The 26,458-nt window shown below is 68.0% G+C and carries 26 protein-coding genes and 1 pseudogene; 15 read left to right on the top strand and 12 right to left on the bottom strand.

Annotation, left to right across the window (positions count from 1 at the left end):
* Positions 1 to 10: 10 nt before the first annotated feature.
* From HUT12_RS13255 to HUT12_RS13225, 7 genes are all read left to right on the top strand, one after another.
* Positions 11 to 1,162, top strand: coding sequence for a sensor histidine kinase (locus HUT12_RS13255; protein WP_131050854.1), 1,152 nt, complete (start codon positions 11 to 13; stop codon positions 1,160 to 1,162).
* On the top strand, positions 1,159 to 1,761 hold the full coding sequence (locus HUT12_RS13250) for a response regulator transcription factor (protein ID WP_131050853.1): 603 nt from the start codon (positions 1,159 to 1,161) through the stop codon (positions 1,759 to 1,761). The genes HUT12_RS13255 and HUT12_RS13250 overlap by 4 nt, the downstream gene beginning before the upstream one ends.
* A gap of 215 nt (positions 1,762 to 1,976) precedes the next feature.
* The gene (locus HUT12_RS13245) at positions 1,977 to 3,473 is read left to right on the top strand and encodes an alpha/beta hydrolase (protein ID WP_217705986.1); all 1,497 of its coding nucleotides are present in this window, start codon (positions 1,977 to 1,979) and stop codon (positions 3,471 to 3,473) included.
* Positions 3,474 to 3,622: 149 nt separating this feature from the next.
* A complete protein-coding gene (locus HUT12_RS13240) occupies positions 3,623 to 4,984 on the top strand; it encodes an IS4 family transposase (RefSeq protein ID WP_176092250.1) in 1,362 nt (453 codons plus the stop codon).
* 81 nt (positions 4,985 to 5,065) lie between these two features.
* Positions 5,066 to 6,210 (top strand): IS3 family transposase gene (locus tag HUT12_RS13235; protein ID WP_176092604.1). Its coding sequence is split into 2 segments (ribosomal slippage): positions 5,066 to 5,339 and positions 5,339 to 6,210, totalling 1,146 coding nucleotides; the frame shifts between segments, so codons are not numbered across the junction.
* Positions 6,211 to 6,387: 177 nt separating this feature from the next.
* The gene (locus HUT12_RS32805; RefSeq protein WP_254876810.1) at positions 6,388 to 6,600 is read left to right on the top strand and encodes a hypothetical protein; all 213 of its coding nucleotides are present in this window, start codon (positions 6,388 to 6,390) and stop codon (positions 6,598 to 6,600) included.
* Positions 6,601 to 7,310: 710 nt separating this feature from the next.
* A complete protein-coding gene (locus HUT12_RS13225) occupies positions 7,311 to 7,970 on the top strand; it encodes a class I SAM-dependent methyltransferase (protein WP_176093567.1) in 660 nt (219 codons plus the stop codon).
* A gap of 124 nt (positions 7,971 to 8,094) precedes the next feature.
* On the opposite strand, the gene HUT12_RS13220 is transcribed toward HUT12_RS13225, so the two are convergent.
* The 3 genes from HUT12_RS13220 to HUT12_RS13210 form a co-directional block, all read right to left on the bottom strand.
* Positions 8,095 to 8,814 (bottom strand): VOC family protein, encoded by a 720-nt coding sequence (locus HUT12_RS13220; RefSeq protein ID WP_176093566.1) that lies wholly within the window; start codon positions 8,812 to 8,814, stop codon positions 8,095 to 8,097.
* A gap of 157 nt (positions 8,815 to 8,971) precedes the next feature.
* Positions 8,972 to 9,337, bottom strand: coding sequence for a DUF4345 family protein (locus HUT12_RS13215; protein ID WP_176093565.1), 366 nt, complete (start codon positions 9,335 to 9,337; stop codon positions 8,972 to 8,974).
* Positions 9,334 to 9,714: a hypothetical protein gene (locus HUT12_RS13210; RefSeq protein ID WP_176093564.1), complete on the bottom strand. Its 381-nt coding sequence runs from the start codon at positions 9,712 to 9,714 to the stop codon at positions 9,334 to 9,336. Before HUT12_RS13210 ends, HUT12_RS13215 begins: the two co-directional genes overlap by 4 nt.
* Before the next feature lie 193 nt (positions 9,715 to 9,907).
* Between HUT12_RS13210 and HUT12_RS13205 the strand changes: the two genes are divergently transcribed.
* On the top strand, positions 9,908 to 10,594 hold the full coding sequence (locus HUT12_RS13205) for an AraC family transcriptional regulator (protein WP_217705985.1): 687 nt from the start codon (positions 9,908 to 9,910) through the stop codon (positions 10,592 to 10,594).
* A gap of 457 nt (positions 10,595 to 11,051) precedes the next feature.
* Positions 11,052 to 11,468 (top strand): pyridoxamine 5'-phosphate oxidase family protein, encoded by a 417-nt coding sequence (locus HUT12_RS13200; protein ID WP_236145524.1) that lies wholly within the window; start codon positions 11,052 to 11,054, stop codon positions 11,466 to 11,468.
* Positions 11,469 to 11,570: 102 nt separating this feature from the next.
* Here HUT12_RS13200 and HUT12_RS13195 read toward each other — a convergent pair whose 3' ends face one another.
* The 3 genes from HUT12_RS13195 to HUT12_RS13185 are packed head-to-tail and all read right to left on the bottom strand — an operon-like array spanning position 11,571 to position 16,261.
* Positions 11,571 to 12,980 (bottom strand): RICIN domain-containing protein, encoded by a 1,410-nt coding sequence (locus tag HUT12_RS13195; RefSeq protein ID WP_176093563.1) that lies wholly within the window; start codon positions 12,978 to 12,980, stop codon positions 11,571 to 11,573.
* Between the two features lie 27 nt (positions 12,981 to 13,007).
* Positions 13,008 to 14,825, bottom strand: a complete 1,818-nt coding sequence (locus HUT12_RS13190) for a family 43 glycosylhydrolase (RefSeq protein WP_176093562.1) — start codon at positions 14,823 to 14,825, stop codon at positions 13,008 to 13,010.
* Between the two features lie 44 nt (positions 14,826 to 14,869).
* The gene (locus HUT12_RS13185; protein WP_131051037.1) at positions 14,870 to 16,261 is read right to left on the bottom strand and encodes a glycoside hydrolase family 43 protein; all 1,392 of its coding nucleotides are present in this window, start codon (positions 16,259 to 16,261) and stop codon (positions 14,870 to 14,872) included.
* Positions 16,262 to 16,419: 158 nt separating this feature from the next.
* Between HUT12_RS13185 and HUT12_RS33360 the strand changes: the two genes are divergently transcribed.
* Positions 16,420 to 16,686 carry a tetratricopeptide repeat protein gene (locus HUT12_RS33360; RefSeq protein WP_368660248.1) on the top strand — a complete coding sequence of 89 codons (267 nt, stop codon included), beginning with the start codon at positions 16,420 to 16,422 and terminating at the stop codon, positions 16,684 to 16,686.
* A 230-nt stretch (positions 16,687 to 16,916) separates the two neighbouring features.
* Positions 16,917 to 17,357, top strand: coding sequence for a hypothetical protein (locus tag HUT12_RS13175; protein WP_176093560.1), 441 nt, complete (start codon positions 16,917 to 16,919; stop codon positions 17,355 to 17,357).
* Between the two features lie 90 nt (positions 17,358 to 17,447).
* On the opposite strand, the pseudogene HUT12_RS13170 reads toward HUT12_RS13175, so the two are convergent.
* From HUT12_RS13170 to HUT12_RS13160, 3 genes and pseudogenes are all read right to left on the bottom strand, one after another.
* Positions 17,448 to 17,645, bottom strand: a pseudogene (locus HUT12_RS13170) (IS5/IS1182 family transposase); the annotation flags it as partial.
* 52 nt (positions 17,646 to 17,697) lie between these two features.
* Entirely contained in the window at positions 17,698 to 18,255 is a 558-nt protein-coding gene (locus HUT12_RS13165; protein WP_176093559.1) for a hypothetical protein, read from the bottom strand.
* A 291-nt stretch (positions 18,256 to 18,546) separates the two neighbouring features.
* Positions 18,547 to 19,200 (bottom strand): tyrosine-type recombinase/integrase, encoded by a 654-nt coding sequence (locus tag HUT12_RS13160; protein ID WP_217705952.1) that lies wholly within the window; start codon positions 19,198 to 19,200, stop codon positions 18,547 to 18,549.
* 123 nt (positions 19,201 to 19,323) lie between these two features.
* Between HUT12_RS13160 and HUT12_RS13155 the strand changes: the two genes are divergently transcribed.
* The 4 genes from HUT12_RS13155 (at position 19,324) to HUT12_RS13140 (ending at position 22,721) form a co-directional block, all read left to right on the top strand.
* Positions 19,324 to 20,468 (top strand): IS3 family transposase gene (locus tag HUT12_RS13155; RefSeq protein ID WP_176092604.1). Its coding sequence is split into 2 segments (ribosomal slippage): positions 19,324 to 19,597 and positions 19,597 to 20,468, totalling 1,146 coding nucleotides; the frame shifts between segments, so codons are not numbered across the junction.
* Between the two features lie 53 nt (positions 20,469 to 20,521).
* Positions 20,522 to 21,313 (top strand): NAD-dependent epimerase/dehydratase family protein, encoded by a 792-nt coding sequence (locus tag HUT12_RS13150; RefSeq protein WP_368660247.1) that lies wholly within the window; start codon positions 20,522 to 20,524, stop codon positions 21,311 to 21,313.
* A gap of 121 nt (positions 21,314 to 21,434) precedes the next feature.
* Entirely contained in the window at positions 21,435 to 21,875 is a 441-nt protein-coding gene (locus tag HUT12_RS13145) for a hypothetical protein (protein ID WP_176093556.1), read from the top strand.
* Positions 21,876 to 22,235: 360 nt separating this feature from the next.
* Positions 22,236 to 22,721 (top strand): hypothetical protein, encoded by a 486-nt coding sequence (locus HUT12_RS13140; RefSeq protein WP_176093555.1) that lies wholly within the window; start codon positions 22,236 to 22,238, stop codon positions 22,719 to 22,721.
* 174 nt (positions 22,722 to 22,895) lie between these two features.
* Here the strand turns inward: HUT12_RS13140 and HUT12_RS13135 are convergent, their stop codons facing one another.
* From HUT12_RS13135 to HUT12_RS13125, 3 genes are all read right to left on the bottom strand, one after another.
* Positions 22,896 to 24,269, bottom strand: a complete 1,374-nt coding sequence (locus HUT12_RS13135) for a hypothetical protein (protein ID WP_176093554.1) — start codon at positions 24,267 to 24,269, stop codon at positions 22,896 to 22,898.
* 353 nt (positions 24,270 to 24,622) lie between these two features.
* Entirely contained in the window at positions 24,623 to 25,300 is a 678-nt protein-coding gene (locus tag HUT12_RS13130) for an HAD family phosphatase (RefSeq protein ID WP_176093553.1), read from the bottom strand.
* Between the two features lie 334 nt (positions 25,301 to 25,634).
* A complete protein-coding gene (locus HUT12_RS13125; RefSeq protein WP_176093552.1) occupies positions 25,635 to 26,348 on the bottom strand; it encodes a hypothetical protein in 714 nt (237 codons plus the stop codon).
* Between the last annotated feature and the right edge of the window lie 110 nt (positions 26,349 to 26,458).

The raw sequence follows: 26,458 nt of genomic DNA, 5'->3' as shown, positions 1-26,458 counted from the left end.
GGATACTGGGATGGTGACAGCAAGATCGGCGCGCTTCACCGAGTCGACGCGGGGACGGCTGCGCCGGATCAACCTCATCACCTCACTCCCGCCGGTGGTGTTCGCCGCGCTGCTCCTGCTGTACCTCGACTCGCGTACCTGGTGGCACGCTCTCGTCCTGGCCCCGGGGGTGGTGGCGGCCCTGGTCGCCTTCGAACGGTGGACCGCCGACGACCTCGCGCGGGTCGCCCTGCCGTGCCTGGTCGTCGCGGCAGCGGTGTGGCCGGTCGGTGCGTTGGTCACCGGCAGTCCGAACGCCTGGTGGGGGGTCTGCGCCGTGGGCTCCCTCGCCCTGCGCGAGGTGCGACGGCGCGTGCTGGCGGCGGTCGCGCTGCTGGCCTACGTCGCCGCCGTCGGTGCGACACGACTCCTGGTGGAGCGCGACGACGTCCGCCAGGTCCTGGTCGCCTACGTCCTCGTCCCGGCCGCCCTCACCGTCGTCGTGACGCTGATGACGGTGGTGGGGGAGCGGTTCTACGACCTGATCCGGGAACTCGAACAGACCCGGGAACGCGAGGCGGAGTTGGCGGTCGTGCGGGAACGGTTCCGCTTCGCCAGCGATCTGCACGACATCCAGGGCCACACCCTGCACGTGGTCAAACTGAAGATCGCGTTGGCGCAGAAGCTGCTGGTCCGCGACACCGTCCGGGCGGAGAAGGAACTGCGGGAGACGTACGCGCTGGTCAGCGACACCATCGCGCAGACCAAGGAACTCGCCCACGCGCAACGGCGGCTCAACCTCACCGCGGAGATCGAGAACGCGAAGAACCTCTTCGAGGCCGCCGGCATCCGGGTCCGGGTGACCCGGGAGGGCGAGGTCGACTCCCGGGTCGGCGAGCTGCTCGGCCAGGTGTTGCGCGAGACGACCACCAACATCCTGCGGCACGCGCAGGCGACCCAGGTCCAGATCACCCTCTCCGCGTCGGGCATCACCATCGTCAACGACGGCGCGACCGGCGACGAACCCACCGAACTCAGCGGCCTCTCCGTCCTCGGTCAGCGGGTGGCGGACGACGGAGGCGAGTTGACCGTGCGACAGCAGGACGGGCGGTTCCGGACCGCCGCGACGTTCCCGACGGCTCACGCCGGCACCCCCTCGACCATGGGCAGGGATGACCGATGACCACCATCGTGCTCGCCGACGACGAGGTGCTGCTGCGGACGGCCCTGGCCGCACTGCTGCCGCTGGAGGGAGACATCACCGTCCTGGCCGAGGCGCACGACGGCCGGTCCGCCGTCGAGGCCACCCTGCGGCACCGGCCCGACGTCCTCGTCATCGACCTGGAGATGCCCGGCGTCGACGGCCTCGGCGCGGTCGCGGAGATCCGGCGTACGCTCCCGGACCAGGTGGTCCTCATGCTGACCCGGCACGCCCGTCCCGGCGTACTGCGCAAGGCGCTGCGGCTCGGCGTCCAGGGCTTCGTCAGCAAGTCCGCCGAACCGGCCCACATCACCTCGGTCGTGGCCACCCTGCACGCGGGCAAACGGTGGATCGACCCGGACGTGTCGGCACTGGCCATCACCGAGGACTGCCCCCTGACCGAACGCGAGGCCGACGTGCTGCGGGTCACCGGCGAGGGCTACTCGGTCGCCGACATCGCCGTCCGACTGCACCTGGCGCCCGGGACCGTCCGCAACTACCTCTCCAACGCGATGCGCAAGACCCAGACCCGGACCCGCCACGAGGCAGCCCGGTACGCCCGCGAACACGACTGGCTGTGAGCCGCGTCAGCTCGTAGCGGTACGCCCGCACTGACATCCCGACCCGAAAGCGGTGACGTGGCGTCACTGTCCGCGCCGGACGGGGCTTGGTGTCATCGAGGTAGGTCCATCGCGGCGGACGGCGAAGGAGCCCGACGCGTCTCCCGCCCGACCGTGCCCCACGGCACCGTGGCCGTACCCGGTGGACCACCCCGACGACGACAGGAGACCTGGACGTGAGACGACAGCGTGGCATCGCCCTGATCGGGATGCTCGGCCTGGTCGGTGCCCTGGCGGCGGTCGTCCCGGCGACGGCCGGCGAATCGACGGGCGGCAGACCGCCGGCCGGACCACAGTGGACGGCGTGCCCTGCGGACGTGGTGGTGCCGCCGACGGTGCAGGCACAGGTGCAGTGCGCGACGGTGCCCGTCCCACTGGACTACGGCGACCCGGACGGCACGCGGATCGAGCTCATGATCTCGCGGATCGCGAGCACGAAGCCGGAGAAGCGGCGCGGCGTGCTGATGTTCAACCCGGGCGGGCCGGGTGGCACCGGCCTGGACCAGCCGGGGTTCCTCATCGGGCAGGGCCTGCCGGCCAGCGTCGTGGACGCCTACGACCTGATCGGAATGGACACCCGGGGCGTCGGACACTCGACGCCGATGAGCTGCGGGTTCACCGCCACCGATGCCTACTGGGCGAACATCCCGCCGTACGCCGTCGACGATGCGGACGTCATCCGGCAGGCGGCGATCGCCGAGGAGGTCGCCACCCGCTGTGCGGCGAACGACCCCGACGGGCGGCTGCGACATCTGACCACCGCCAACATGGCCCGCGACCTGGATCGGATCCGCGCCGCGCTCGGCGAGACGAAGGCCAGCTTCTACGGGGCGTCCTACGGCTCGGCGCTGGGTGCGGCGTACGCCTCCATGTTCCCGGCCACCACCGACCGGATCGTGCTGGACAGCAACATCGGCGACACCCACCTCGACCGGGACGGACTGCGCCGGTTCGCGCTCGGCATGGAGCAGACCTTCCCCGACTTCGCGACGTGGGCGGCGGCACGGCACGACTCCTACGGGCTGGGCCGCACGCCGCAACAAGTGCGCAGAACCTACTTCGCCATCGCCGAACGGCTCGACCGGACGCCGTCACCCGACGGGCTCACCGGCCCCATCTTCCGCTACCTGACCTTCGCCCACCTCTACGGAAAGATGCAGTACGGCAACCTGGCCCGGACCTGGCAGGCGTACCTCGACCCGTCGCAGGTGCCGCAGCCGACGACGACGGAAACGCCCAGCCCGACCGACAACGCCTTCACCGTCTTCCTCGCCGTGACCTGCAACGACGTCGCGTGGCCCGAGGACGTGGACACCTACCGCCGCGCCGTGGCCGAGGACCGCAAGCGGTATCCGCTGTTCGGTGCCGCCAGTGCGAACATCACCCCCTGCGCCTACTGGACGCACGAGCCGTCCGAACCGCCCGTCGCGATCAGCGCCGAGGGAGCGCGCAACGTGCTGATCCTGCAGAACCGACAGGACCCGGTCACCCCGTTGGCGGGTGGCAAGCTGCTGCGCGAGAAGTTCGGGCAGCGTGCGCGACTGGTGACCGCCAACGAGAGCGGGCACGGCGTCTACGTGCTCAGCGGCAACGCCTGCGCCCTGAACCTCACCACGTCGTACCTGGTCCACGGCACGATGCCGACCACCGACAGAACCTGCCCGCGCGGCTGACCGCATGCAAGGAGGGGACCCCTGCTAACGCCAATGCCGCTCAGTTAGGGCGGTGTGGTGGATGTCAAGCGGGGTGTAGACGTGGACGGCGGGGTCTCGGTATAGAGGTTTGTCACTCCAAGACAGCCTCTGGACCGGGAGCCCCGCCGTTGGAACAGTCTGCCATCACGTCCACGATCAGGGTGGCTGCGGGGCGGTTCGCGCCGGGCCATCTGGGTGAGTTGACGCAGCAGGTGCCGTTCGAGATGGTCGATGCCGTTCTGGCTGAGGCCGGTGGTGTGCAGTCGCGGGTGCGGGATCTGCCGTCGCGGGTGGTGGTGTATCTGCTGCTCGCGGCGGGGCTGTTCGCTGAGGTCGGTTACCGGCAGGTGTGGGCTCGGTTGGTCGCTGGGCTGGACGGGTTGACGGTGGCGCTGCCGACGTCTTCGGCGTTGTCGCAGGCTCGCCGTCGGGTCGGGGACAAGCCGCTGGTGGCGTTGTTCCGGTTGCTGTCGGGTCCGCCGGCGGGGGCCGCCCGGTGGCGGGGTCTGCTGGTGTGCGCGATCGACGGCACCAGCATGTTCGTGCCCGATACGGCGGCTAACCTGACGGTCTATCCGCGTCAGGCGGGCAGCCACGGTGGGTCGGGGTATCCGATGCTGCGGCTGGTCGCCGTCGTGGCGTGCGGCACCCGCGCTGTCATCGACGCGGTGTTCACCCCCATCAGCACTGGCGAACTCACGTGTGCGGGGCGTCTGTTGGGCTGCCTGCGCCCAGGCATGCTGCTGCTGGCCGACCGTGGGTTCGCCGCCCGTCAGATGATCGAACAGTTCGCCAGCACCGGCGCTGACCTGCTCATCCGCGACAAGGACGACCGGCGGCTGCCCGTCATCCGCCGCCATCGCGACGGGTCCTGGCTGTCTGTCATCGGCACGATGACGGTCCGGGTCGTTGACGCCGAGATCGTCGTGAGCATGAACGGTAAACGCCACGTCGGCCGGTACCGGCTGATCACCACCCTCACCGACCAGCGCCGCTTCCCGGCCATGGACCTGGTCACCCTCTACCACCACCGCTGGGAGATCGAGACGACATATCTGGAGTTGAAGTCCACCCTGCGGGGCGGACGGGTCCTACGAGCCCGAACCCCGAACGGGATCAGTCAAGAGGTCCACGCCCTGCTCACCACCTACCAAGCGGTCCGGCTGGCAATGGCTGACGCCACCGCCAGCCGGCCCACGACCAACCCCGACCGGGCCAGCTTCACCATCGCCGTCCACGCCGCCCGAGACCAGATCACCCAAGCCGCTGGTGTCATCGCCGGCACCGTCATCGACCTCGTCGGCACCATCGGCCGCGCAATCCTGGCCGACCTGCTACCCCCACGCCGCACCCGAATCAGCCCCCGCGTGGTCAAACGCGCGATCTCCAAACACCGCGCCAAAGGCACCATCGACCGCACCAACTACCACGCCACCATCAACATCAACATCCTCGAAACAGCAGCATTGACAACCCGCCCACCGCCCTAACTGAGCGGCATTGGGGACTGCACCCGGTTTGGTTGACTCCTGACCTGTGAGGATGCGTTCCTCGCTGGAAGGATGTCTGTCATGCCGAAAGCGTTTCCGCCGGAGTTCCGTCGTGACGTGGTCGCGGTCGCGCGTAAGGGCGAGGCGCCGTTGCGGCAGATCGCGAAGGACTTCGGGATCTCCGAGGGCTGTCTGCACCGCTGGCTCAAGCTCGCCGATGTCGAGGACGGTGTCCGTTCCGGGGCCACCAGCAGCGAGTCAGCGGAACTGCGAGAGCTGCGTCGGCGTAACAAGCTTCTGGAGCAGGAGAACGAGATCCTGCGGCGGGCGGCGGCGTTCTTCGCCCGGGATATCTCCCCAAAATGATGTACCCGCTGGTCGGTGACCTGGCCGCGGACGGGATCCCCGTCGCGGTGACCTGCCGGGTGTTGGGGTTCAGTAAGCAGGCCTACTACGCATGGCGCGCCGAGCCGGTGTCGCGACGTGACGTCGACGACGCCCATCTGATCAACGCCGCCCTGGACATCCACCACGATGATCCGGCGTTCGGGTACCGGTTCATCGCCGACGAACTCCCCGCCCACGGCATCACCGCCGGCCCGAACCGGGTCGCCCGGCTGTGCTCACAGCAGCGCATCTGGTCGGTGTTCGCCAAGCGCAAGGGGCTCACGCGGCGGGCCGGGCCGCCGGTGCACGACGACCTGGTGCACCGCCGGTTCACCGCCGACGCCCCGAACCGGCTGTGGCTGACCGACATCACCGAACACCCCACCGCCGAGGGCAAGCTCTACCTGTGCGTGATCAAGGACGTGTACTCCGGCCGGATCGTCGGCTACTCCATCGACACCCGGATGAAAGCCTCTCTGGCCGTCGCGGCGCTGTCCAACGCGGTCCGACTACGCGATCCGGCCGGCACCGTGGTCCACTCGGACAGGGGCAGCCAATTCCGGTCTAGGAAATTTGTGAAGGCATTGCACCGCAACGGATTGGTCGGCTCGATGGGCCGCGTCGGCGCCTGCGGCGACAACGCCGCGATGGAATCGTTCTTCGCCCTACTGCAACGCAACGTCCTGGACCGGCAACGCTGGAGCACCCGCCACGACCTGCGCCTGGCGATGGTGACCTGGATCGAACGGACCTACCACCGCCGACGACGGCAACAACGCCTCGGACGCCTCACCCCGATCGAGTTTGAGACAATCAACCAGCCCACACACCCGACCTGAACCACTCAACCCCGCGAGTCAACCAAACCCGGGGCAGTCCCGAAGGCACCCGCGCGAAGCTGAAACGCATGGTCAACCGCCAAGTCCTCACCGAAGACGAACCCGGCGTATTCACCCTCACCCCGAAACGGACCTAACACTCCGAACTGCCCTCTGAGATCTGGCAGGCTCCTCGTCATGCGCCTGATGGACAGTCGTGATGTCGACCAGGCCGTGGCCGAGATGGTACGGGTACTCGCACCGCACCAGTCCGAGGACTGGCGGCGCCCGGCCGGCACGCTCGACGGGAACTGCGGGGAACCGCCGCCCATGTCGCGCATGACCTTCTCGCGTACGCCGGACAACTCGCTGCCCGGCCCGACTCCGCCTACCTTCCCGCCGACCTGGTGATCCGCGATGATGCGTCTCTCCACGACCTGCTGCAGATAGCTGCCGGCGCAGGATGGTTGCTGAGCAGCGCGTTGGCCGCATCCGACCCTTCGGTACGAGCCTGGCACTGGGGCCCGACAGACCCGAGCGGTTTCGCGGCGCTGGACGTGAACGACTCGTGAGGATCGAGAAAGAACCGTGGCACGAAGGTTGCTTCGGAGACGGTCACGCACGGGTCGGTAATCCCCATGAAGCCATCCTGCCGTCCGTGTGCGAGAGCATTTCCGGGCCTTGCGCGGCATCCACCCCTGCTGTTGAGCACACACGACCCTTCACCGCTGCGCGTGATCCCCGTACGGAGAGCATCGACGGCCAAGGGCGTGGCCCAGGTCCCGCAGAGGAGTGCCCAGCCGCGCGGGTTCCTCGACCGTGGGCGGGGTGATGGCCGCGCCAGCAGCGGTGTGCACTCCGGCCTCGTGGAACGCGGCGTACGGATCTTCCGCGGTTGCGCGGTCGAGCCGCAGAACGATGTCATCCCGCACGCGGAGATCCTCATCGCACGTCCCGCAGCATGAGTTGGACACGGCCGGATGCGCGGATCTGCCGCATCCGGTCGTGACGCCCTGCAACGTCGCGGTGGGTGAAGTCGGATGTTCCACTCGGTGTCCAGCCCGGCGTCCTGCGGTAGATTCGCTGCCGCGACGGCCGAGGATGGGGAGGGCCAGCGGGGGATGGACGCCAGTACCGAGGAGTTGCGGGACGCGCACAACGTGCTGTCGGAGTGGTATGCGGAGAACCTGGTCGGAGTGCTGGAGAGCATGCCGGTCGAGCGCGCCATGCTCGATCTGTTCGCCGAGTTGACCTTGACCGTGGGTGTAGAGGTCGCGGACGTGGGCTGCGGCACTGGGCGGCTTCTTCCGTACCTCGCGGGTCGGGGTCTGTCGCCGTGCGGGGTGGATCTGTCGCCGGGGATGGTGGAGGTGGCGCGGCGGGAGCATCCGTGTTTCGGCTACGAGGTCGCCGATCTGCGGGAGTTGCCGTTCGGGAACGCGTCGATGGCGGGGGTGGTGTGCTGGTTTTCGTTGATCTTCCTGGCACCGGACGCCCGGGTACGGGCGTTTGCCGAGCTGGCCCGGGTCGTGCGGCCGGGCGGCTATGTGGTGGCGGCGTTCAAACACGGCGACGGGTCAGGGCATCGAAACGGTCCCGGTAGCCCCGTCGGGAGTCTTGGCGTCGACTTCGATCGGTACTGGCTCTCGGCCCGGGAGATGGAGGACCGCTTCACCGCCGCGGGGTTCGCCTCGGTCTTCCAGGGCAGCACGCCACCGGAAGGGACGGAGCCCCCGTACGGGTACTTGCTGGTCCGCAAGACCGGCTCCACGAACACGTAGGGCGCGCATTCGCCGCCGAGCGGACGCGCTGCCTGCCGGCTGCCACCGTCACGCTGTGTGTGGCCGGACGGTGGGTAGGGCCGAAGTCCCCGACGTGTGGTGGGGGCGGAGTTCGTTGAGTGAGTCATCGCAGTGCTGCGGCGAGGTCGGTGGCGTTGTCGAACGTGGGTGCCGCCCGTTCGGTTTCGTCTTGCGTGAGCGTGACGGACTGGGCGCGGGCCAGCATCTCGGCCGCGGTCTTCGGATCGTGCAGCACTATCGCGAGTTCGGCGCGGTAGACCAGGACCTCTACCTGCTCGACCGGGTCGTCGTCGGCCTGTGGCCGGGCCAACGCGCTGTCGAGGATCCGAACGGCCTGTCCGACGTTTCCCCGGGAGTCGGCCTGCACGACAGCATTCGCCAGCGCCTTGGCCAGCCGCCCGGCAGGCGTGGTGGCCGGCATGGGCGCGGTGGGGGCGTCGCGGAAGACGCGGATCCAGTTGCCGCCCGGGTCGATGACGCTGAATCCGCCCACCCCGTCGGCGTTCTTCCGCGCTCTCGGCCGGGTCATCCGTGGCGTTCCGGACACCAGCACCTTGCCGTACGCGGCGCGCATGCCGGCGGCGAATGCCCGGTGCAGCCCCTCGATGTCCGTGGTGAGTACGAGACACGAGCCGTAGGACTGCTCCGGGTCGAATCCGGGGATCTCGAAGAACTGTAGATGCAGGTCTTCCCGCTGCACCGCCACACACGGGTGGGGCTTGCGCTGCTTGTACGTGGTGCGGAAACCGAGAACTCCGTAGAAGGTCTCCATGTCGTCGATGGAGGCACACGGCAGCAGGGGAACGGTCCGCTCGTTGGTCATGCCTCCTTCCTAAGCGTCGCAGCGGGTCCGTCGCCCATGAAAATAGCCGATCATCGCCGTCAGCCATCCGATCGACCGATGACTCAGAACGCACCGCCGCAGCACCACGCCATCTTCGGTGCGTTCCTACCCGCCATACGACTCGCCACGATCAGGGTCAGGCGACGCCGAACAGCAGGGCGGAACCGATGGCCTCGATCCAGAAATACCACCAGATCGGATAGAACCCCGTTGCCCTGTCGCCGATCCGGGAGAACAACCGGCCCAGTGCCATCCCGGCAAGGGCCGCTGCGACGGTGATGACCGCGCCGGTCCGGACATCGCCGACATCGAGCGCCGCCGCAGCCAGTACGGCGGCGATCGCCAGGCCGAACCCGCCGTAGACCGCCCGAATCTCAGATCGGCTTTCTGCTGATTCAATGACGATGCGGAAGGGGCGGGCAAGTGCCGCAGGCGCGGCCAGCGCGTAGACGCCCATGCCGAGGAAGAACGTCCCGACGATGATGATGACCGTGGTCGTCATGCGCGCTCTCGAACCGGCGTCGTGCGGCGACCGCAGGGGCTGGACGCGAGCAGTGCCGTCCCCGCCGACAGGACGAGCAACGCGACGGCGTCGACCTGCGCCACCCGGACCACCTGCTGGTGCAGCGATGGGGTGGTCAGCACGAGAAGCAGGAAGGTGCCGAAGCTGGCCGCGTTGATGGCCACCGCGGCGGGGCGCAGGTGCGGGCGGAACGCCGAAACGATGATGGTGACGCCGACCAGAGCGAGCAGGATCGCCCGATGCCGCATGAGTGTCTCCAGGTTCGCGCCCGTGACGTCCACGCCGTAGGCCGTACGGGCCCAGGCCGGCGATACGGCACCAGCGCCGGGCAGCACGTTGAGCAATCCGGCCGCCACGAGGAGCCCTTGCCCCAGTCTCCGCCTGATCCGTCCTGGCGGGCGTAGCGTGCGCGTTGGTCGTTCCTCTGCGGTCATCAGCACGTGTGCGATCATCGGCCACGTGGTCGATGTCCTGCTTCCAGAAACGTGTCGGGCTGAGCCGGCGAGGATCTGGATCTGGCTCGGACAGGCGGCCTATCTGGGGCCCTCGATGAGGCTGAATGCGCACTCCGGTTCCGTGCACTGCTTCGCATTGGGCGTCGACGCACCGTTCACGCTGCAAGCCGACGACATCGGTGAACGGCGTACCCGCAGCGCCCTTATTCCGGCGCGAACACGACACCGGGTCATCGCGGACGACGGTCGGATGCTCTTCTTCTACCTCGACCCAGGCTCGGGCCTGGCGGAGGGTGTCCGCGCTCGCATGACCGAACGCACCCCCTCGGTCGGGCTCGACTATCAGCACGAGTCGTCGCTGATCAGTCACGTACAGGAAACCTCGTTCCCCGATCCGGCCCGACTGCGGGAATTCGTCGACCCTCCGAACCCTGACGCGATGGACGAGCGGATCCGCACCGCGATCGGCATCATGCGTGCTCACCCTGACCAGAAGATGAGCGCGCCGCAGCTCGCTGCCGAGGTACACCTGTCGACGTCACGATTTCTGCACCTGTTCTCGGCGAACGCCCACACCAGCTTCCGCCGGTACCGGTTGTGGGCACGGATGCTGCACGTCGCACTCGCGGTCGGCGAAGGTGCGGACCTGACCCAGGCGTCCACCGAGGCCGGGTTCGCCTCGCCGGGACACTTCAGCGACAGCTTCCACGCCATGTTCGGACTGACCGCGAGCAGGCTGTTCTCCGAACACACCCGCCTCGTCGTGCTCGACACGCGGTGACATCCACCTTCGCGCCAACGAGTCCCTGGCCAGGGACGCTCTCCAGCGGGTACAGCGACAAGGCCGCCGCCACCGCACCTGGTGCTGCCGTCCTTGTCTTCGTGCCCCTTGCCGCGCCGGTCAGGTTGTTGGCCGAACGTCCGCTTCTGCCGCAGAGCGTGCGCGTCGCCAGCCGGGAGCCAGTCACGTCGCGCCGGATGCCGTGCGGCGCGCTGGCGTCCGCAAACCAGTCGAAGAAATATGACACAAGGTGTCAGGTTCTGGGGTGAGCATGGGTTCATCGGTCGGCGCCGGTGATGGGCGCGGACCAGGCACGCATAGATACGGAGAGACTAGGACTTCCATGCGCGAAACCCCAGAAGATCTCGAAGACCTCCAGGCCCTCCTTGACGCCTCCCTCGCCGGCTCTACCGCCCACCTCCGCTCGATCATCAGTACCGCACGCACACTGAACGCGGTGCAGCTCACCCAGGTCCTCACCGGCATGTGCACCCTCGCTCTGTCGAGCGTGACGGCGAAAGGCGAGCCGCGGATCAGTGGTGTGGACGGGCACTTCCTGCGGGGCAGGTGGTACTTCGGCACGGCGCGCGACGCCGCCAAGGCGCGCCATCTCGCGGCGCGACCCGCCGCCAGTGCCGCGCATATGCGTGGTGAGGACCTCGGCGTCTTCACGCACGGCACGGTGGAGATCCTCAACCCCCGCAACGGCAACCAGGCCACGGACTGGCCGGACGTACTCGCGTACTTGAAGGACTTCTACGGCGACGACCTCTTCGACTGGGACAACGACGTGGTCTACTACCGGTTGCATCCGCACTGGATGACCGTCTACGCCCCAGACATCGCCAAGCTCACCGTGGCGTCCCAGCCCTGATCCACAGTATCGAGGTCTCCGGGTGGACGAAACTCGCATGGCGGCCACCGCTGACCCACGCGGAGTTGGCACCCGCGTGGGTCAGCGGCCCGGTCAGGGCCTCTACTGGAACTGGGAGAAGAAGTTCCAGGCCAGCGCCGGGACCCAGGTCCGGGGTCCGCTGTCACCGGGAGCACCGTCTTGGGGTGCGGCGATGTGGCCGCCGTCGAAGGCGGCCCAAGCCACCGGGTATCCCGTCCGGCAGCCGGAGTAGGTGGTGACGACGTGCGTCAGGCTGCCGGCAGCCGGTTCGCGGGGGCTCTGCGCGGTGCAGCCGTTGTTGCGGACGAACCGGTCCCGCATCGCCCGTGCGCTGGCCGGGTTGTCACCGATGCCGTGTACCCCCAGGTAGGCGACGGGCTGGGTGCCGCCACTGCATCCGCTCAGTTCCCGGGGTGCGGACTGGACCACGACGGCCCGGAAGACGTCCGGCCGGGCGCAGGCGAGGGCGTAGCTCATCGCACCGCCGTAGCTGAACCCGATGGAGAACCGCTGTCGGGTGTTGACGCAGAGCGCCGACTCGATCCGGATGCGGACGTTGTCGATGAAGGTGACGTCCTCACCGCCGGTGTTGGCCCAGCCGTTGCCGATGCCCTGCGGGGCGACGAAGATCGTGCTGTTGTTCGCCAGCCGCTGGAGGCCGTAGTAGGACCAGGTGTTGCGGTCCACGGTCTGGCCTGTGTCCACGTCGACCGCGGTGCCGCCCCACCAATGCAAACCGAAGATCAGGCGGTACGGGTTGTTCTGGTTGTAGTTGGCCGGGATCCGCAGGATGAAGCTCCGGTTCGCGCCGTTGCTGCTGATGGTGTGCGTGCCGCTGGTGATGCCCGGTGCCTTGCCGCAGCCGGAGGTGCCGCCCGGCGGGGACGGGGTGGTCGGCCCTGGGGTGGGGTTGGTCCCGCCGTCGACGCGGACGAGTTGCCACTGCTGGTTGGTGCCGTTCCAGTCGTCGTACTGGACGATGTTGCCGCCGTCGGCGGTCGACGCGCCCTGCACCTCCAGCGCCTTGTTGCTGTTCCGGTTGATCAATCGCACGTGACCGCCGTCGGAGTCGGCGAGCCGGAACTGCTGGTTGGTGCCGTTGTGGTCGGCCCACTGCACGACGGCCGCGCCGTTGGCCGTGGAGAAGTTGTGCACGTCCAGCACCTTGCCGGACAGCCGGGACTTCACCCGGTAGTAGCCGCCGCCGGAGTCGACGAACTGCCACTGCTGCTGGTTGCCGTTGTTCCGCGACCACTGGGTGATCCGCGCGCCGTCGTTGGTGGCCAGGTTGTAGACGTCCAACGCCTTACCGCTGTTGCGGTTCACCAGTACGTACCACGCGTTCGTGTCCACGGTCGCCGCCGAGGCCGGCGACGGTGCCAAGACGGCCAGCCCGGCGGCGGCGAGGACCGCCGCGACCGCAGTGGCAAGCGCTGCGGGCCAGCGACGTCCGGGTGGAGAGGCGGGACGAGCCTCTTCCGTGACCTTCATGGATCCACTCCTTCGATCAGGGCGGGCTCAGCTCCGCGACCACTGCATGCTGGTCGCGGTGCCGCAGGTCCGCTGTTCCAGGGCTGCGCCGGCGGTGGTGGAGCCGCCGACCACGTTCAGGCACTTGCTGCTGTTGATGTTGACCAGGTGGTGGTAGCCGTCGCCGGTCGGGCGCCAGTTGAAGACCTGGTTGAGGCCGCTGTGGCAGGTGTATTGGATGACCTGGGCCCCGTCGGCGGTGGAAAAGTTGTTGATGTCGACGCACTTGCCGCTGTTGACGCTCTGTAGGCGGACGTTGCCGTTGCCGGCGTCGAGGAAGCGCCACTGTTGCCAGGTGTTGCCGTTGCTGGTCCACTGGCCGATCACGGCCAGGTCGTTCAGGTTGGGTGACTGGACGTCGATAACCTGCCCGCTGTTGCGGTTGGTGATTCGGTACGCCGAGGGCGTGGGCGTGCCGCCGCTGGTGAACTGCCACCAGTCGACGTTGAACAGGAAACCGGAGCCGCCGGTGAACCGCAGGTAGAGGTCACGGGTGCCGGTCGCCCCGCTGGTCGCGCAGGAGGTGTCGACCCAGTTCTGCCAGCCGCCGGTGCCGGAGACCCGGCAGGTGCCGACCAGCGGACCGGTCGCGCTGTCGAGGCGTACCTCGATGGTGCCACCGGCGGTGGCAGAGGCCACCCGGGCGGTGAAGGTGGTCGCGCCGGTGCCGAACGCGACGCCCTTGACCTTGATCCAGTCGCCGTTCTCGATCGATGCGACGTTCATGCTGCCGCTGTTGGCGCGTTCGGTCTCGATGCCGGAACCCCAGGCGATGGTCTCAGCCTCCTGCCGGACGAACGGGTTGAGAGTGCCGACCTGCGGGACACCGGCGGTGGTCATGTTCATCGACGGGATCGTGCCGTCGGCCCGGTAGGTGAACTTCTCCACCGCGACCGAGCGGGTGAATCCGCCGCCGCCGGGAAGCGCGCCGTTGTGATAGAAGAAGTACGACCCACCGGCGAAGTCGATGATGCCGGGATGGTTGGTGAAGCTGGCGCCCTGCCGGGGCATGACCGTGCCGCGGAAGGTCCACGGGCCGGTGGGCCCGGGGGCGGTGGAGTAGGCGATGTATTCGCCGCAGCACTCGGCGGCCCAGATCATGTAGTAGGTGCCGTTGCGCTTGTAGACCCACGGTCCCTCTTCGTAGAGGGTGGGTCGAGTGGGGTTGCCGGTGCGGGTGCCGAAGCCGGCTGTGGTCAGCGGGATCTGGGTCAGGCCGCCGGAGTACGAGATCATGTCGCTGTTGAGCCGGACGTACCACAGGTTGGGGTTGCCCCAGTACAGGTACGCCTGGCCGTTGTCGTCGATGAAGGCGTGCGGATCGATCTCGGCGTTCTCGAGTAGCGGTCGCCCCAGGGCGTCGCGGAATGGGCCGGTGGGGCTGCTGGACACGCCGACACCGATGGCCATCCGGCCGGTGGCACGGTTCTTCACCGGCACATACCAGTAGAACTGACCGTTGCGTTCGATGACGTGACCGGCCCAGGCGTCGGCGCTGGCCCAGCTGAACGTGGCCAGGTTCATCGGCACGCCGTGGTCGGTCCAGTTCACCATGTCGGCGGAGGAGAAGACCCGCCACTCGCGCATCGTGAAGTACGTCGAGCCGTCCTCGTCGCGTCCGGTGTAGACGTACAACCGGCCGTTGTGCACCAGCGGAGCCGGGTCGGCGGTGTAGACGTGCTGCACGATCGGGTTGTCGGCCTTGGCGCTCGTCCCCGGTAGCACCGCCGTGACGGCGGCGCAGACGCCCAGCAGCAGGGCGATCAGGACGCTGGTTGTGCGGCGACTCGCAAGGGAGCTGCCCATGATTGTTGTCCTCACCTTGTCGTTACGGGGTCAGGTCGCGGTGGCTACGAGGTGACGCGGAAGGTGGCGTCCTGGCGGTCGGCGGCGGCGGATCCTGCGCTGAGCGGATCGATGCGCAGCAGGTAGCCGGCGTGCCGCAGGTAGTACGTGGGGAAGTTGTACGACCGGAACGACGACCAGGAACTGTCGGCCAGGCCGGCGGTGCGGTAGAAGGTGGCGTCGGCGCGGAAGGTCGAGCTGCCGTCGTTGGCGGCGAGCCGCGCGACGTAGCCGCTGTGCCGGAGGTAGTTGCCCGGCCGGTTGATCGACTCGAACGAGACGCCGGTGGAGTCGGCCAGGCCAGGGACCATCCGCCAGAGCTGGTCCTGGTGAGGGTCGAACGGGTATGGGTCGAGCCGGATGGCGCCGTTGCTGTGCCGGACGAAGTAGTCAGGAAGGTTCGACGACTTCAGGCGGACCCAGTTCGGCAGCCCCCAGCGGTTGACGGCGTTCTGGTATTCGACGTCGGTGATGCCGACGATCGAGCCGTGCTTGGAGTTCAGCGGCGGCGTGTAGTCACGTTGGTTCGCCACCGCCCACGAGTTGCCGCCGACGTTGCTCGTTGACCAGAGGTACATGTCGTTGTTGATCGGGCCGAACGAGTCGCCCCACAACCACCAGGCGCCGCCGTCGTTGCGCGGGACCAAGTGTGCGCCCTCGATGGCGGTACCCTGGCGTAGCCCGCTGGTGAAGGTGGTGAAGCTGTTCGGGGCGCCGGTACTGGAGCGGGCACCGTACAGGTTTCCGTTGGCGAGGTTCTTGTAGAACATGTACGTCACGCCGCCGCTGACCCGGATGTCGGCGTCGAGCACCGGGAAGCCGGGGCTGAAGTAGGTCTGCGGGACACTGACCGTGCGGAAGTCGCTGGTGTAGTTGACCAGGAACAGGTCCGTGGTGGTGTTGGCGGAGTAGACGATGCCGTACTGGCCGCGTGACGCGTCCCAGAACACCGTCGGCGCCCAGGTATGGACGTTGCTGTAGGTGTGCATCCTGAGCAGGCGGTACCCGGTGAAGCTGGTCAGGTCCGTCGAGTCCCAGACGTGCAGGTACTGGCTGTTGCGCCCGAAGTTGAGCCCCCTCAGGTCGGTGGCGACCACCACGAAGGTGCCGTCCTGCTTGCGGTGGATGTAAGGGTCGCGCAGGCCGAGGTCACCGGCGGTCGGCGTGACGACGGGGTTGTTCTGGTTCAGCGGGATCCAGTTGAGACCGTCCCGGCTGACCGCGAGATGCAGGCCGTAGCTTGACCCCGACTGGTTCGGCGTCTCGGTGAAATAGGCGTTGAGGTATGCCGTGTTGGGTGCCGCCAGGGCAGATCCCGGGCTGACCGTCAGTCCGGTCGCAGTGAGCGCGCCAGTGGCGAGCGCGCCCAGGGTGAACTGTCGTCGATTCAAGGGCATGGTGGTGGCCTTTCTCGCGGTGGTTAGTGCCTGTGGCCAGAGAGCTGACGGCGATCGGTCGCCTGTGCGGCGTCCAGAAATCCATCCGCAGGCTTCGATGTGAGCGCTAACATATCAGTCCCTTAACATGCCGGCAAGACACCCGTAATTGGTCAGACGTGCGATGTAACCGCAGGCGAAGGTGCGGACAGCGGGTGGCACAGGACCGTGAGCGGATACTGGGCGCCGACCACACCGCATCGCTGAACGCGCGCCGCAATCTGGGACTCGCACTCGCGATAAGAGGCCAGCACAATCGGGCAAGAAGCGTCCTAACGGACGTACTGGCCGACTACATACGCGTGCTGGGCGCAGCGCACCCATACACCGCGAGCGCCCAGTCGAGCCTGGACCGGCTGCCATCGCTACACGAGTTCACTTGGTGAATGATCATGAGCCGGGTGCATCTACGTGTCGCGGCGGTCCGTGGATCTTTAGAACTGACCATAGCCGGTGGCAGGGTCGGTCACCTCGACGGAGACTCCCACAGCTCAGCCGCTAGAAGAGGCGGTACGGGGCCTGGAGCCGGACCGCCTCGTCTGTTCGTAGGGTGGTGGGAGCCGCGCCCGCAGCGGGCCGGCGGTCCGTTCCTCGTTCACGCCGTGGGAGAGACACCATGACATCCACGTCTGTCCGACGGTTGACGGGCGCGGTCGGCCAGGTCGTGTTGGGGGTGATGCTGCTCGTTGCCGGCGTCGCTCACCTGACCGTCGCGCGCGAGGAGTTCCTGGCGCAGGTGCCCTCCTGGCTGCCGCTCGATGCTGACCTCGTCGTCGTCGTTTCCGGAGTGGTCGAGATCTGTCTGGGGCTGGCCCTGCTCGCCGCGTGGAGACAGCCCGTGCGTGGCCTGACCGGAGTGGTCGTAGCGGCTTTCTTCGTCGCGGTGTTCCCGGGCAACATCGCTCAGTTCAGTGAAGGGCGTGACGGATTCGGCCTGGACACCGACGCGGCACGGGCGGTCCGCCTGCTCTTTCAGCCGCTGCTCGTGCTCTGGGCGCTCGCCGCCACCGACGCGGTTCCCGCGCTGCGCTCACTGCGCCGTCGCCCCGAATCATGACGTCCCGACCAGATCGAGGGCTGACCCGAACCTTGGGCCAGCACTCGACGGTGTAGCGGCCAAGTCACAGCCATTTTCATCCTGCGTAGGGTTGGCTTCGATGTGGTGCAGCGCGAGGATGGCCTGCACGATCGAGGTCGTTCGTTGTGGGCAGCAGCGCAGCTTGGCCAGGATCTTCCAGGTCATGAGGGTGGCGATCGCGCGTTCGTCCCGGGCGGGGATTGTCGCGTGGGCTCGGTTCACGGCCTTCTGCCGGTGTGACGGCTTCGGCCGGAAGCGGTGCCGCTTTGACAGACCCTTCGCTCAGCGGTTTCCATCTGGGTAATGCAGTTGTTGGGTGTCACTCGCGGGTGAGTCCCGGTGGTAGCGCGTCTTCGTCGGGTCGGACTCGGCGGGTGTTGGCCAGAGGGTTCTGTTGGAGGGTGTTGATCAGCGGTTCCGGGCCGCCGAGGCAGGTCCAGGTGTCGTCCCAGAGTGCGGAGACCAGCCATGAGCGATCGGCGGGGAAGAACAGGTCGGGTAGCGATCCGTCACCGTGGCGCATGTGGCCGGTGCGCCAGGTGAGTGCCTGCTCGGGTCCGACCTCGATCAGCACGTAAGGCCAGTTCCAGTAGAGCGACACCCTGGGGCCGCGGGGAAAGACGATGTCGTGGGGGCCGGTGTCGAGGTAGGCCAGCCACCAGGGCTGCTCGGGGGTCTGTGCGGTGAGGTCCTGGACCAGGGCGTGTTCATAGGCGGCGACGGTGACGCCGTCGGGCTGGTGGGTGGTGGCGTAGGCGTCAAAGATCGGCGGGATGGCGGTGGTGATCGAGGTGCCGGCGGTGGTGTGACCGGCGATCCACTCCACCTCGGCGGCGGCGCCGATCCGCCACTTCCGCCCGTCCTTGCTCAATTGCACACCGCTATTCAAGCCGCTGTGGTCGCGGTTGGCGCGGGAAACAGGGTGTTCTCGGCGGGGCCGACGGCGCCGCCGGGGCAGCCGCGAGATGCCGAGCCGGATGAACCTGGCGGGTGAGCCCGGATGAGCAGCCTCGGCGACAATCCCTGCAGGTCGGATGACCCGTACTTCAGCGGGAGTGACATTCCGACTGGGCCGAATCGAGTTCAATCGGATCTGTTGGCTCGGGCAGGATGTGTACGTGGTGTCGCGGTCCTGCGTCCTCAACTCGGCAAAGCCGTGAGTGGCTGATCATGTTCCGGAGGCCATGTAGGCGGCGAGGATGTAGTTGGGGTGGCGGTCGAGGTTCTTGCGGGCGCGGTCGTAGCGCATGGTGGTGCGCGGGTCGGCGTGGCGAGCGGCGATCTGCACGTCGCGGAGGCTGACGCCGGCGTCGACCATGGTCGTCACGAACGTGTGGCGCAGCATGTGCGGGTGCATCCTCGGCATCCGGATCCCTGCGGCGTGGGCGAGGTGTTTGAGTCGGCGGGTGGCGGCGTGCCGGTCCATCCGCCCACCATGGATGTTGCGCAGGATCGGCCCGGCGTTGCGGTCGTCGACGGCCCGGTCGATGGCTCGGGCCACGGCTGGCGGTAGTGGGACGAGGACGACCTTGCCGCCTTTACCGCGTACGCGTAGGACCCGGTGGCCGTGTTCCTCGCCGAGGTCGGTGATGTTCGCCCCGCAGGTTTCGAAGATCCGCAGCCCGAGCAGGCCCAGGAGCGCGACCAGGGCGAAGTCGTTCGGGTTCGAGGAGTTGCGAGCGGTGGTGATCAGGGCTTCGAACTGTAGGTGCCCCAGTCCGAGGGTCGGTGATTCGGCTGGCACGGTGGGTCGGCGGACGTAGTCGGCCGGTGAGTGCTCCAGGATGGCGTCGATGACGCAGACCCGGTAGAAGCCGACCACGACGGACAGCCGACGGGAGACGGTCGAGGGCTGGTACCGGCGGATGTCTTGCAGCGGGACTGCACCCGGTTTGGTTGACTCCTGACCTGTGAGGATGCGTTCCTCGCTGGAAGGATGTCTGTCATGCCGAAAGCGTTTCCGCCGGAGTTCCGTCGTGACGTGGTCGCGGTCGCGCGTAAGGGCGAGGCGCCGTTGCGGCAGATCGCGAAGGACTTCGGGATCTCCGAGGGCTGTCTGCACCGCTGGCTCAAGCTCGCCGATGTCGAGGACGGTGTCCGTTCCGGGGCCACCAGCAGCGAGTCAGCGGAACTGCGAGAGCTGCGTCGGCGTAACAAGCTTCTGGAGCAGGAGAACGAGATCCTGCGGCGGGCGGCGGCGTTCTTCGCCCGGGATATCTCCCCAAAATGATGTACCCGCTGGTCGGTGACCTGGCCGCGGACGGGATCCCCGTCGCGGTGACCTGCCGGGTGTTGGGGTTCAGTAAGCAGGCCTACTACGCATGGCGCGCCGAGCCGGTGTCGCGACGTGACGTCGACGACGCCCATCTGATCAACGCCGCCCTGGACATCCACCACGATGATCCGGCGTTCGGGTACCGGTTCATCGCCGACGAACTCCCCGCCCACGGCATCACCGCCGGCCCGAACCGGGTCGCCCGGCTGTGCTCACAGCAGCGCATCTGGTCGGTGTTCGCCAAGCGCAAGGGGCTCACGCGGCGGGCCGGGCCGCCGGTGCACGACGACCTGGTGCACCGCCGGTTCACCGCCGACGCCCCGAACCGGCTGTGGCTGACCGACATCACCGAACACCCCACCGCCGAGGGCAAGCTCTACCTGTGCGTGATCAAGGACGTGTACTCCGGCCGGATCGTCGGCTACTCCATCGACACCCGGATGAAAGCCTCTCTGGCCGTCGCGGCGCTGTCCAACGCGGTCCGACTACGCGATCCGGCCGGCACCGTGGTCCACTCGGACAGGGGCAGCCAATTCCGGTCTAGGAAATTTGTGAAGGCATTGCACCGCAACGGATTGGTCGGCTCGATGGGCCGCGTCGGCGCCTGCGGCGACAACGCCGCGATGGAATCGTTCTTCGCCCTACTGCAACGCAACGTCCTGGACCGGCAACGCTGGAGCACCCGCCACGACCTGCGCCTGGCGATGGTGACCTGGATCGAACGGACCTACCACCGCCGACGACGGCAACAACGCCTCGGACGCCTCACCCCGATCGAGTTTGAGACAATCAACCAGCCCACACACCCGACCTGAACCACTCAACCCCGCGAGTCAACCAAACCCGGGGCAGTCCCTAGAGGGGTGGTGTGGTGACGCGACGGGCGGCGTCGGACGGGCGGCCGACTGTTCTGGTGACGGGTGCGGCTGGGGGAGTTGCTCGTTTGTTGCTGTCGGGGCTGGGGGCTGCGTACACCCTTCGCCTGACCGACCGGAGGCCTTCTCCGGGGGTGGTCGTGGGGGACCTGTGCGACGCCGGCTTTGCCCGTCGCGTCTGCGCGGGAGTCGACGCGGTCGTCCATCTCGCGGCCGATCCGGATCCCGATCAGCCGTGGCAGCAGTTATGTGATCCGAACGCCACGGCGGTGGTGAACGTCCTGGACGCTGCCGTGGCGGTGGGCGTACCGCGCGTGGTGCTTGCCAGCTCGTTGCACGCCATGGGTGGTCACGTCGATGCCGGCCAGACCGAGATCGGCGAGGACATGCCGCCGTATCCCTGCTGTACCTACGGTGCGGTGAAGGTGCTCGCCGAGAATGTCGGCCGTCTGTACGCCGACGTGCATCGTCTACGCGTCGTGTGCCTGCGCCTCGGTGGTGTGCTCGACCAGCCGCCGGCACGCAGCTGGCTACCGGGCTGGCTCAGCGGACCGGACCTGATTCGCCTCGTCACCGCAGCCCTGACCGCCGAGGTGCGGTACGGCACCTACCACGGTGTCTCCGCAAACTCCTTCCCGACCTGGCGCAACGACCGCGCCCGAACAGAGCTGGGCTACGAGCCGCTCGACGACGCCGCCACCTACGCCGGCCAGGTACCGGACGACCTCACCGAAACATCCTCACACCATGCTGGGGTACGCCAAAGGATCCTCCACCTGACCTGAACAGCCCTGAAGCCCCTCCAGGCATGATTCAGGGGTGCACTCTCATGCCGATGAGCGGATGTCCGACGACCCTGCCGCGGCAGTGATCACACCTGTGGGCAGGACACTCATACTGGGGCGTATGGCCCGGGATGCTTCGTCGGTTGACGCTGTTTTGCGCTTCGCCGCTTCCCTGCACGAGATTCGTGGTCGGCTACTCGCCGACTTGTCCCCCGTCGCAGACATCGCGGATCTTCTGGCAGCGGTCCGGTCGCGCCGGGAGTTGCCCCAGGAGGGCTTCACCCGTAGCGGCATCGGGTACACCGTCCACGGCGCGGGGTGCCGGATGATCAGTTCCGATGGCAGGGAGGTCGACGTCGATCTGGTCACCGATCCGCTGCTCGGGCGCGAGGTTGAAGCATTCGATGCCTGGCGAGTTCGCTGGTTCCTCAACGAGGCCGCCGACTACGGCTACAGCATTGAGGACCTCGTCGGGGCCTGCACCCAACTTGTTCGAGAGGGTTACCTACGCGAGGTGGTTGAAGGCCGCTGGTTCGCGCTGCCTGACGCTCCGCCAGCATGAGTCACCCACACGTAGCAATCCACCGCCGTCCGTCTTGAAGCATCGTACCTCGCAGGTATCCGGATCTGCCGCCGATCGAGCGCGGCCGTCGCGACAGTGGACGTCCGGGCTCGAGATTCGAGGTTGCTTTTTCTATCTTCTCGGCCATCAGCCGATGTCGACCATGCCGGCGCAACGGAACTCCTGCAACCTTGACGAGTCGTCTGCTCATGTCGCCGAGCGGGCAGACGTGCTGCAAGTCGTACCTGATACGCCTCTGGCTGCCCCTCGGCGGCGTAGGCATGCCGGTGCTGTGTCGCTGACGAGGTGGTGCGTGAGGATCAACCGATGCAGCGTTTCGACAGTGTCGGTGGTGACCTGGTGGTGGGCACCGCCGTACGGGCGACGATCATCAGTCATGAGCGTTGGGGGGTCATGGCCGAGGTCCTCGGGCATGAAGCGGTGGGCGCGTCGGTCGACGCCGGCGTCATCGACAGCCCGTCGGGCGGACCTCGCGCGCTGCCCGAGGAGTACCCGCCAGTCGGCGAGCAGGTCGACGCGGTCGTCCAGGAGATCAGCCGGTACCATCCGCCCGTCTGGATACGCCTCACGATGCGTGCTGCGGACCTACACGAGTTCAGTTGGCCGTGCGGATGCTGCGGTCAGCTGACGATCCTCAGCCCTGGCGGCGACGGCGTCACCGTCGATGTGCGCAGCAGTGAGGGACCGGGATGTGCGTCGTTCGCCGCGCACCGGTCCTGTCTGGCCGGCCGCCTGAACCCGGACTTCGACGGCGACCGCGCACGGGTCAACGCCGTGGGACGCGACCAACCGACGCCCTCAGAGATCGGGACCGAACCGTCCTGATAGCGGCAGCCATCGCCGGATTAACCCCCACCGATGCACGAGAGCACCTGCACGCACATGCCGCCGAGAAGGTGCAGCGCTGGGGGCCTTCGTGGGCTGCCGTTCCTGGCGTGGGGAGCTGGCGGGTGGTTGCGGGCAGAATGCCTGCCAGCGTGATCAGCAGCACGAAGATGGTTAGTGGTTGTTCCGGGCCGTTTGCCGCGCCGCGCCGAGTAGCGCGAGTATCCGGTACAGCGCGTACAGCGCCCACCAGGTGGCCAGCGGCACGCCGATGAGGACGACCGCGCCGCCCAGGTAGTGGGTGCTTTCCAGCATCCAGCCACCGGTGAGCAGGACGGAGCCCACGACGACGGCCCAGGCCAGGATGCGGCCGGCTTTGGTCAGCGACATCCATAGACGGGCGTTGTCGGCGCCGTCTGGCTCCGTCGGGTCGCCGACCTGGGACTGCGCGGCGAGGCTGTCGATGTCCCGGGCGGCGGCCCGGTCGGTGCCGTGTGGCGACCCGCGCAGGACGGCGGAAAGGGCGTGCAGGTCGTCGTGGTGGCGAAGCTGTCCGGTCCGTGGATCGCCGAGTAGCGCCACGGCGTGCGGGAACCCGAGCAGCCATGCCTTGCCGTACCCGCGTTTCGCCCCCGGTGGCAGCACCACGACTGTGCCGCCGTGCATGTCGGCGCGGTCAATGCGGTCGCCGATTACCCGTACGAGTTCCGTGCCGGCGATCGTCACCTCAATGTCGACGAGGGCGGTGGCATGGCTGAACAGCGTGACGAACTGGGCGTACGCGGCGAGGACCGCGAGCAGGCCCAGGACCGCGACCGCGGCGCCGAGCAGTTCGTGCAGTTGGGCCGTGACGCCGGTGAGCAGCAGCGCGGGGACGACAGCGAACAGGTACCAGCCGACGAAGAGCAGGAAGCGCCGCCGGTTCAGCCAGCGCCGCGTTCGCGCGCCCCGCGCGCCAGGTGGGAAAGCGGGGAGCGTTTTCCCGCCGTTGCGCCGTTGTCGAGCGTCCTCGCTCAGCAGCATCGCCTTGAGGCGGTGAATCCGAACCTCGAGGCGGTCACCGGCCAGACCAGCCAGGTCGCGGACGAACTGCTTCTCCTCGATCTTCGGGTCGGTCAGGTCGAACAGCAGCACCGCCGGTCGCCCGTCCACGGTGGCCCGCAGGTCACTCGGCGCGTCGAGGCTGACGCCCCGGTCTGGCACCAGGTAGAGCGCGGGAACCGGCCGGCGGTGACCCCGCCTCTCGATCTCCCGTTTCTTGATCACCACCGCTGAGATCTCGGCCCACCGCAGATCACGTCGGTACCGGCCGATCCGCACCGTCCAGCCGTCCCGGTCTACATCAACCTGAAAGCGCTGCAACGCGTACCGCAGAAAGCTGACCACCACGAGCAGCACGATCAGCGAGATCCCGCCGATGCAGAGCCGCCCGGACACCGAGCCGCGGACAGTGAACTGCAGGTTCACCAGATAAGCGTCGAATCCCACCAGCAACGCCGCGACAACCACCGCGAACACGCGAGAGCCGACTGGACGGCGCAGATACACCCACACATCATCAACGAACCAGGCAACTCCACCACGGCCCCGTCCTCCGTGAACCGCACGGCAGCCCGGCGGCGACAGCCGAATAGTCGACCTCACGCCCGAGGTCTTCACTCCACACCAGTGGGCCGAGGTATTGACAGGGCCGCTTGCAACCATGGCCCGGACGAGGAGGCACTCCTGATCACTGCGGACGTTCCGGCCTGCGACAACTGTCTGCGACGCTCGCCGACCAGGATCTGACGATCGTGGCGACCAGTCAGTCCATCGAGCCCGTCACCGACTGCGGCACGAACGGTTGACCGCGCTCCGGCCGGGGCTGCCTGCGGAGAACGGCCGGCCTCCGTCGCCTCCGTTCAGCGGAGGCGGCCCGCCTGCCCGGCCAGTGCGGCCATGACCGCGTCCAGGGACAGGTCTGTGGCGCTGGCGAGCAGGAGGTCCGCAGCCGTGAAGCGGGCGTGGTCCGCATGCGGGTTCGGCACCGCCACGCAGTGCAGCCCGGCTGCGTGTGCCGCCGCGACGCCGTGCGCGGTGTCCTCGAAGGCGACCGCCTCCTGCGCCGGTAGCCCGAGCCGCTGCAGCGTCAGCAGATACACGGCCGGATCAGGCTTGTGCGCGTCCACCTCCTCGCCGGTCGCCAGCACCTCGAACCGCTCCCGCAGCCCGGCCCGGTCGAGCATCGCCCCGACATGGGTGACGGGGGAACTGCTCGCCACCGCGAGCCGTATCCCCAGCTCTGCGGCCCGGTCCAGCCAGCCGACGATGCCCGGCGCCGGCTCCAGCGCCGCGTTCAGTTCCGCCCGGTACGCCATCCGCAGCGCGTGACTGGACTCGCGGTCGTAGGCCGGCCCGACCGTTGCGGCGAGCGCCGCGTAGCGCGGCTCGTTCGCGTCGCCGCCATGGTCGGCGAAGAAGCCGGCCGGATCGAGTTCCAGACCGTGCCGTCGCCACTCCCAACGCCAGCTATCCAGCCGCGTCGTCTCCGTGTCCATCAGCAGGCCGTCGAAGTCGAAGATGAGCGCCTTGACCGTCATCGCGGCAGTATCCCAATCCAGCCTCCGTGGTCGGTCGGCCGCCGTAGACCGGGCGTTACGACACGAACTCAGCCGGGATCAACGGTCAAGCGGGAGTGTCAACCGGGCGGAGGCGGACACTCCAGGACCGCTATCGAGTTTCCGGTGGACGGCCTCAAGACGCGGATGTCCGGAAAAGATCTGAACCGCCTCGTCGTGCGAGCCCGCCGCCACGACGGTGTAGCCGGTCATGGCGTCGTACAGGCGGCACTGGTGGCGCCAATCCGTGATCACGGTCGCCGATTGGAATACCAGGTCGGGCGTCTGTTTCCGGGATGCGCTGTGATCGCGGGGTTCAGGCCAGGAGAATCTCGCGCATCCGTGCGCCCAGGTTGATTCCGGCGACGGTGCGGGGACCGGCCGGATCGTGGACGTCGAGGGTGTTGTTGCGGCGCATCACCTCGCGGACCGAAGGCGGCAGCCGGGGCGGGTCGTCGACGGCCGCGAGGACCTGCCCGGCGGTCGAGATCAGTCGGTCGGCCAGGGAGGCGGCATCGGTGTCCACCCGTACCTGGCCGTGTTCCATGGCGACGGTGGTGAGGTCGAGTACCTCGAACACGTGGGCCAGGAGCGGGAGCGGGTCGGTCACCTTATCGAGCCGGGACGCGTGGCTGCCGACGACCTCGACGGCGGCGGACACCTGCGCGTACGGGTGGAGGCCGCACGGCAACGTGAACAGCGGCCACCGCAGCGCTGGGCCGGCCTCCTTCCACAGCGGCCGGTAGTTCCGGCGGTGCACCAGGAGCCTGCGACCTGTGCGTCGGTACACGTCGTGGGCTTGGGCCTGCAGGTGCGTGTGGGCCTCGTTGGCGGCCTCGCTCACCATCCGGGCCGCTACCACCAGGCCGTCGTCGTCGTTCAGCGTCCGGGTGATCGCTTCGACCTGTTCCGGAAAGCGGGCCTGCGAGCCGGCGCCGTACCGGTGCCGCACGTCCCGCAGCAGCGTCTGCTGCCGCTCTGGATCGAGCTGGACTGGCCTGCTACCCAGCAATTGCCGGAGCCAACGCATCTCGCCTCGTTTCAGCCGCTGCGGACCGCGGCAATGCTAGTGCGTCGGGCCCACTTCGTATCGTGTGGGGTCTGTTCGCTCCTCCATCGTGGTGCCGGTGCACGCGTACC

Origin of the sequence: Verrucosispora sp. NA02020 (genome assembly GCF_013364215.1) — a bacterium.
Lineage (GTDB): Bacteria > Actinomycetota > Actinomycetes > Mycobacteriales > Micromonosporaceae > Micromonospora.
This window is presented reverse-complemented; position numbering and strand designations above follow the sequence as displayed.

Coding starts and splice junctions, on each gene's coding strand:
- HUT12_RS13255 (WP_131050854.1), top strand. CDS start 11: ATGGTGACAGCAAGATCGGCGCGCTTCACCGAGTCGACGCGGGGACGG.
- HUT12_RS13250 (WP_131050853.1), top strand. CDS start 1,159: ATGACCACCATCGTGCTCGCCGACGACGAGGTGCTGCTGCGGACGGCC.
- HUT12_RS32805 (WP_254876810.1), top strand. CDS start 6,388: ATGCGCCTGATGGACAGTCGTGATGTCGACCAGGCCGTGGCCGAGATG.
- HUT12_RS13225 (WP_176093567.1), top strand. CDS start 7,311: ATGGACGCCAGTACCGAGGAGTTGCGGGACGCGCACAACGTGCTGTCG.
- HUT12_RS13220 (WP_176093566.1), bottom strand. CDS start 8,814: ATGACCAACGAGCGGACCGTTCCCCTGCTGCCGTGTGCCTCCATCGAC.
- HUT12_RS13215 (WP_176093565.1), bottom strand. CDS start 9,337: ATGACGACCACGGTCATCATCATCGTCGGGACGTTCTTCCTCGGCATG.
- HUT12_RS13205 (WP_217705985.1), top strand. CDS start 9,908: ATGAGGCTGAATGCGCACTCCGGTTCCGTGCACTGCTTCGCATTGGGC.
- HUT12_RS13195 (WP_176093563.1), bottom strand. CDS start 12,980: ATGAAGGTCACGGAAGAGGCTCGTCCCGCCTCTCCACCCGGACGTCGC.
- HUT12_RS13190 (WP_176093562.1), bottom strand. CDS start 14,825: ATGGGCAGCTCCCTTGCGAGTCGCCGCACAACCAGCGTCCTGATCGCC.
- HUT12_RS13185 (WP_131051037.1), bottom strand. CDS start 16,261: ATGCCCTTGAATCGACGACAGTTCACCCTGGGCGCGCTCGCCACTGGC.
- HUT12_RS13175 (WP_176093560.1), top strand. CDS start 16,917: ATGACATCCACGTCTGTCCGACGGTTGACGGGCGCGGTCGGCCAGGTC.
- HUT12_RS13145 (WP_176093556.1), top strand. CDS start 21,435: ATGGCCCGGGATGCTTCGTCGGTTGACGCTGTTTTGCGCTTCGCCGCT.
- HUT12_RS13130 (WP_176093553.1), bottom strand. CDS start 25,300: ATGACGGTCAAGGCGCTCATCTTCGACTTCGACGGCCTGCTGATGGAC.
- HUT12_RS13125 (WP_176093552.1), bottom strand. CDS start 26,348: ATGCGTTGGCTCCGGCAATTGCTGGGTAGCAGGCCAGTCCAGCTCGAT.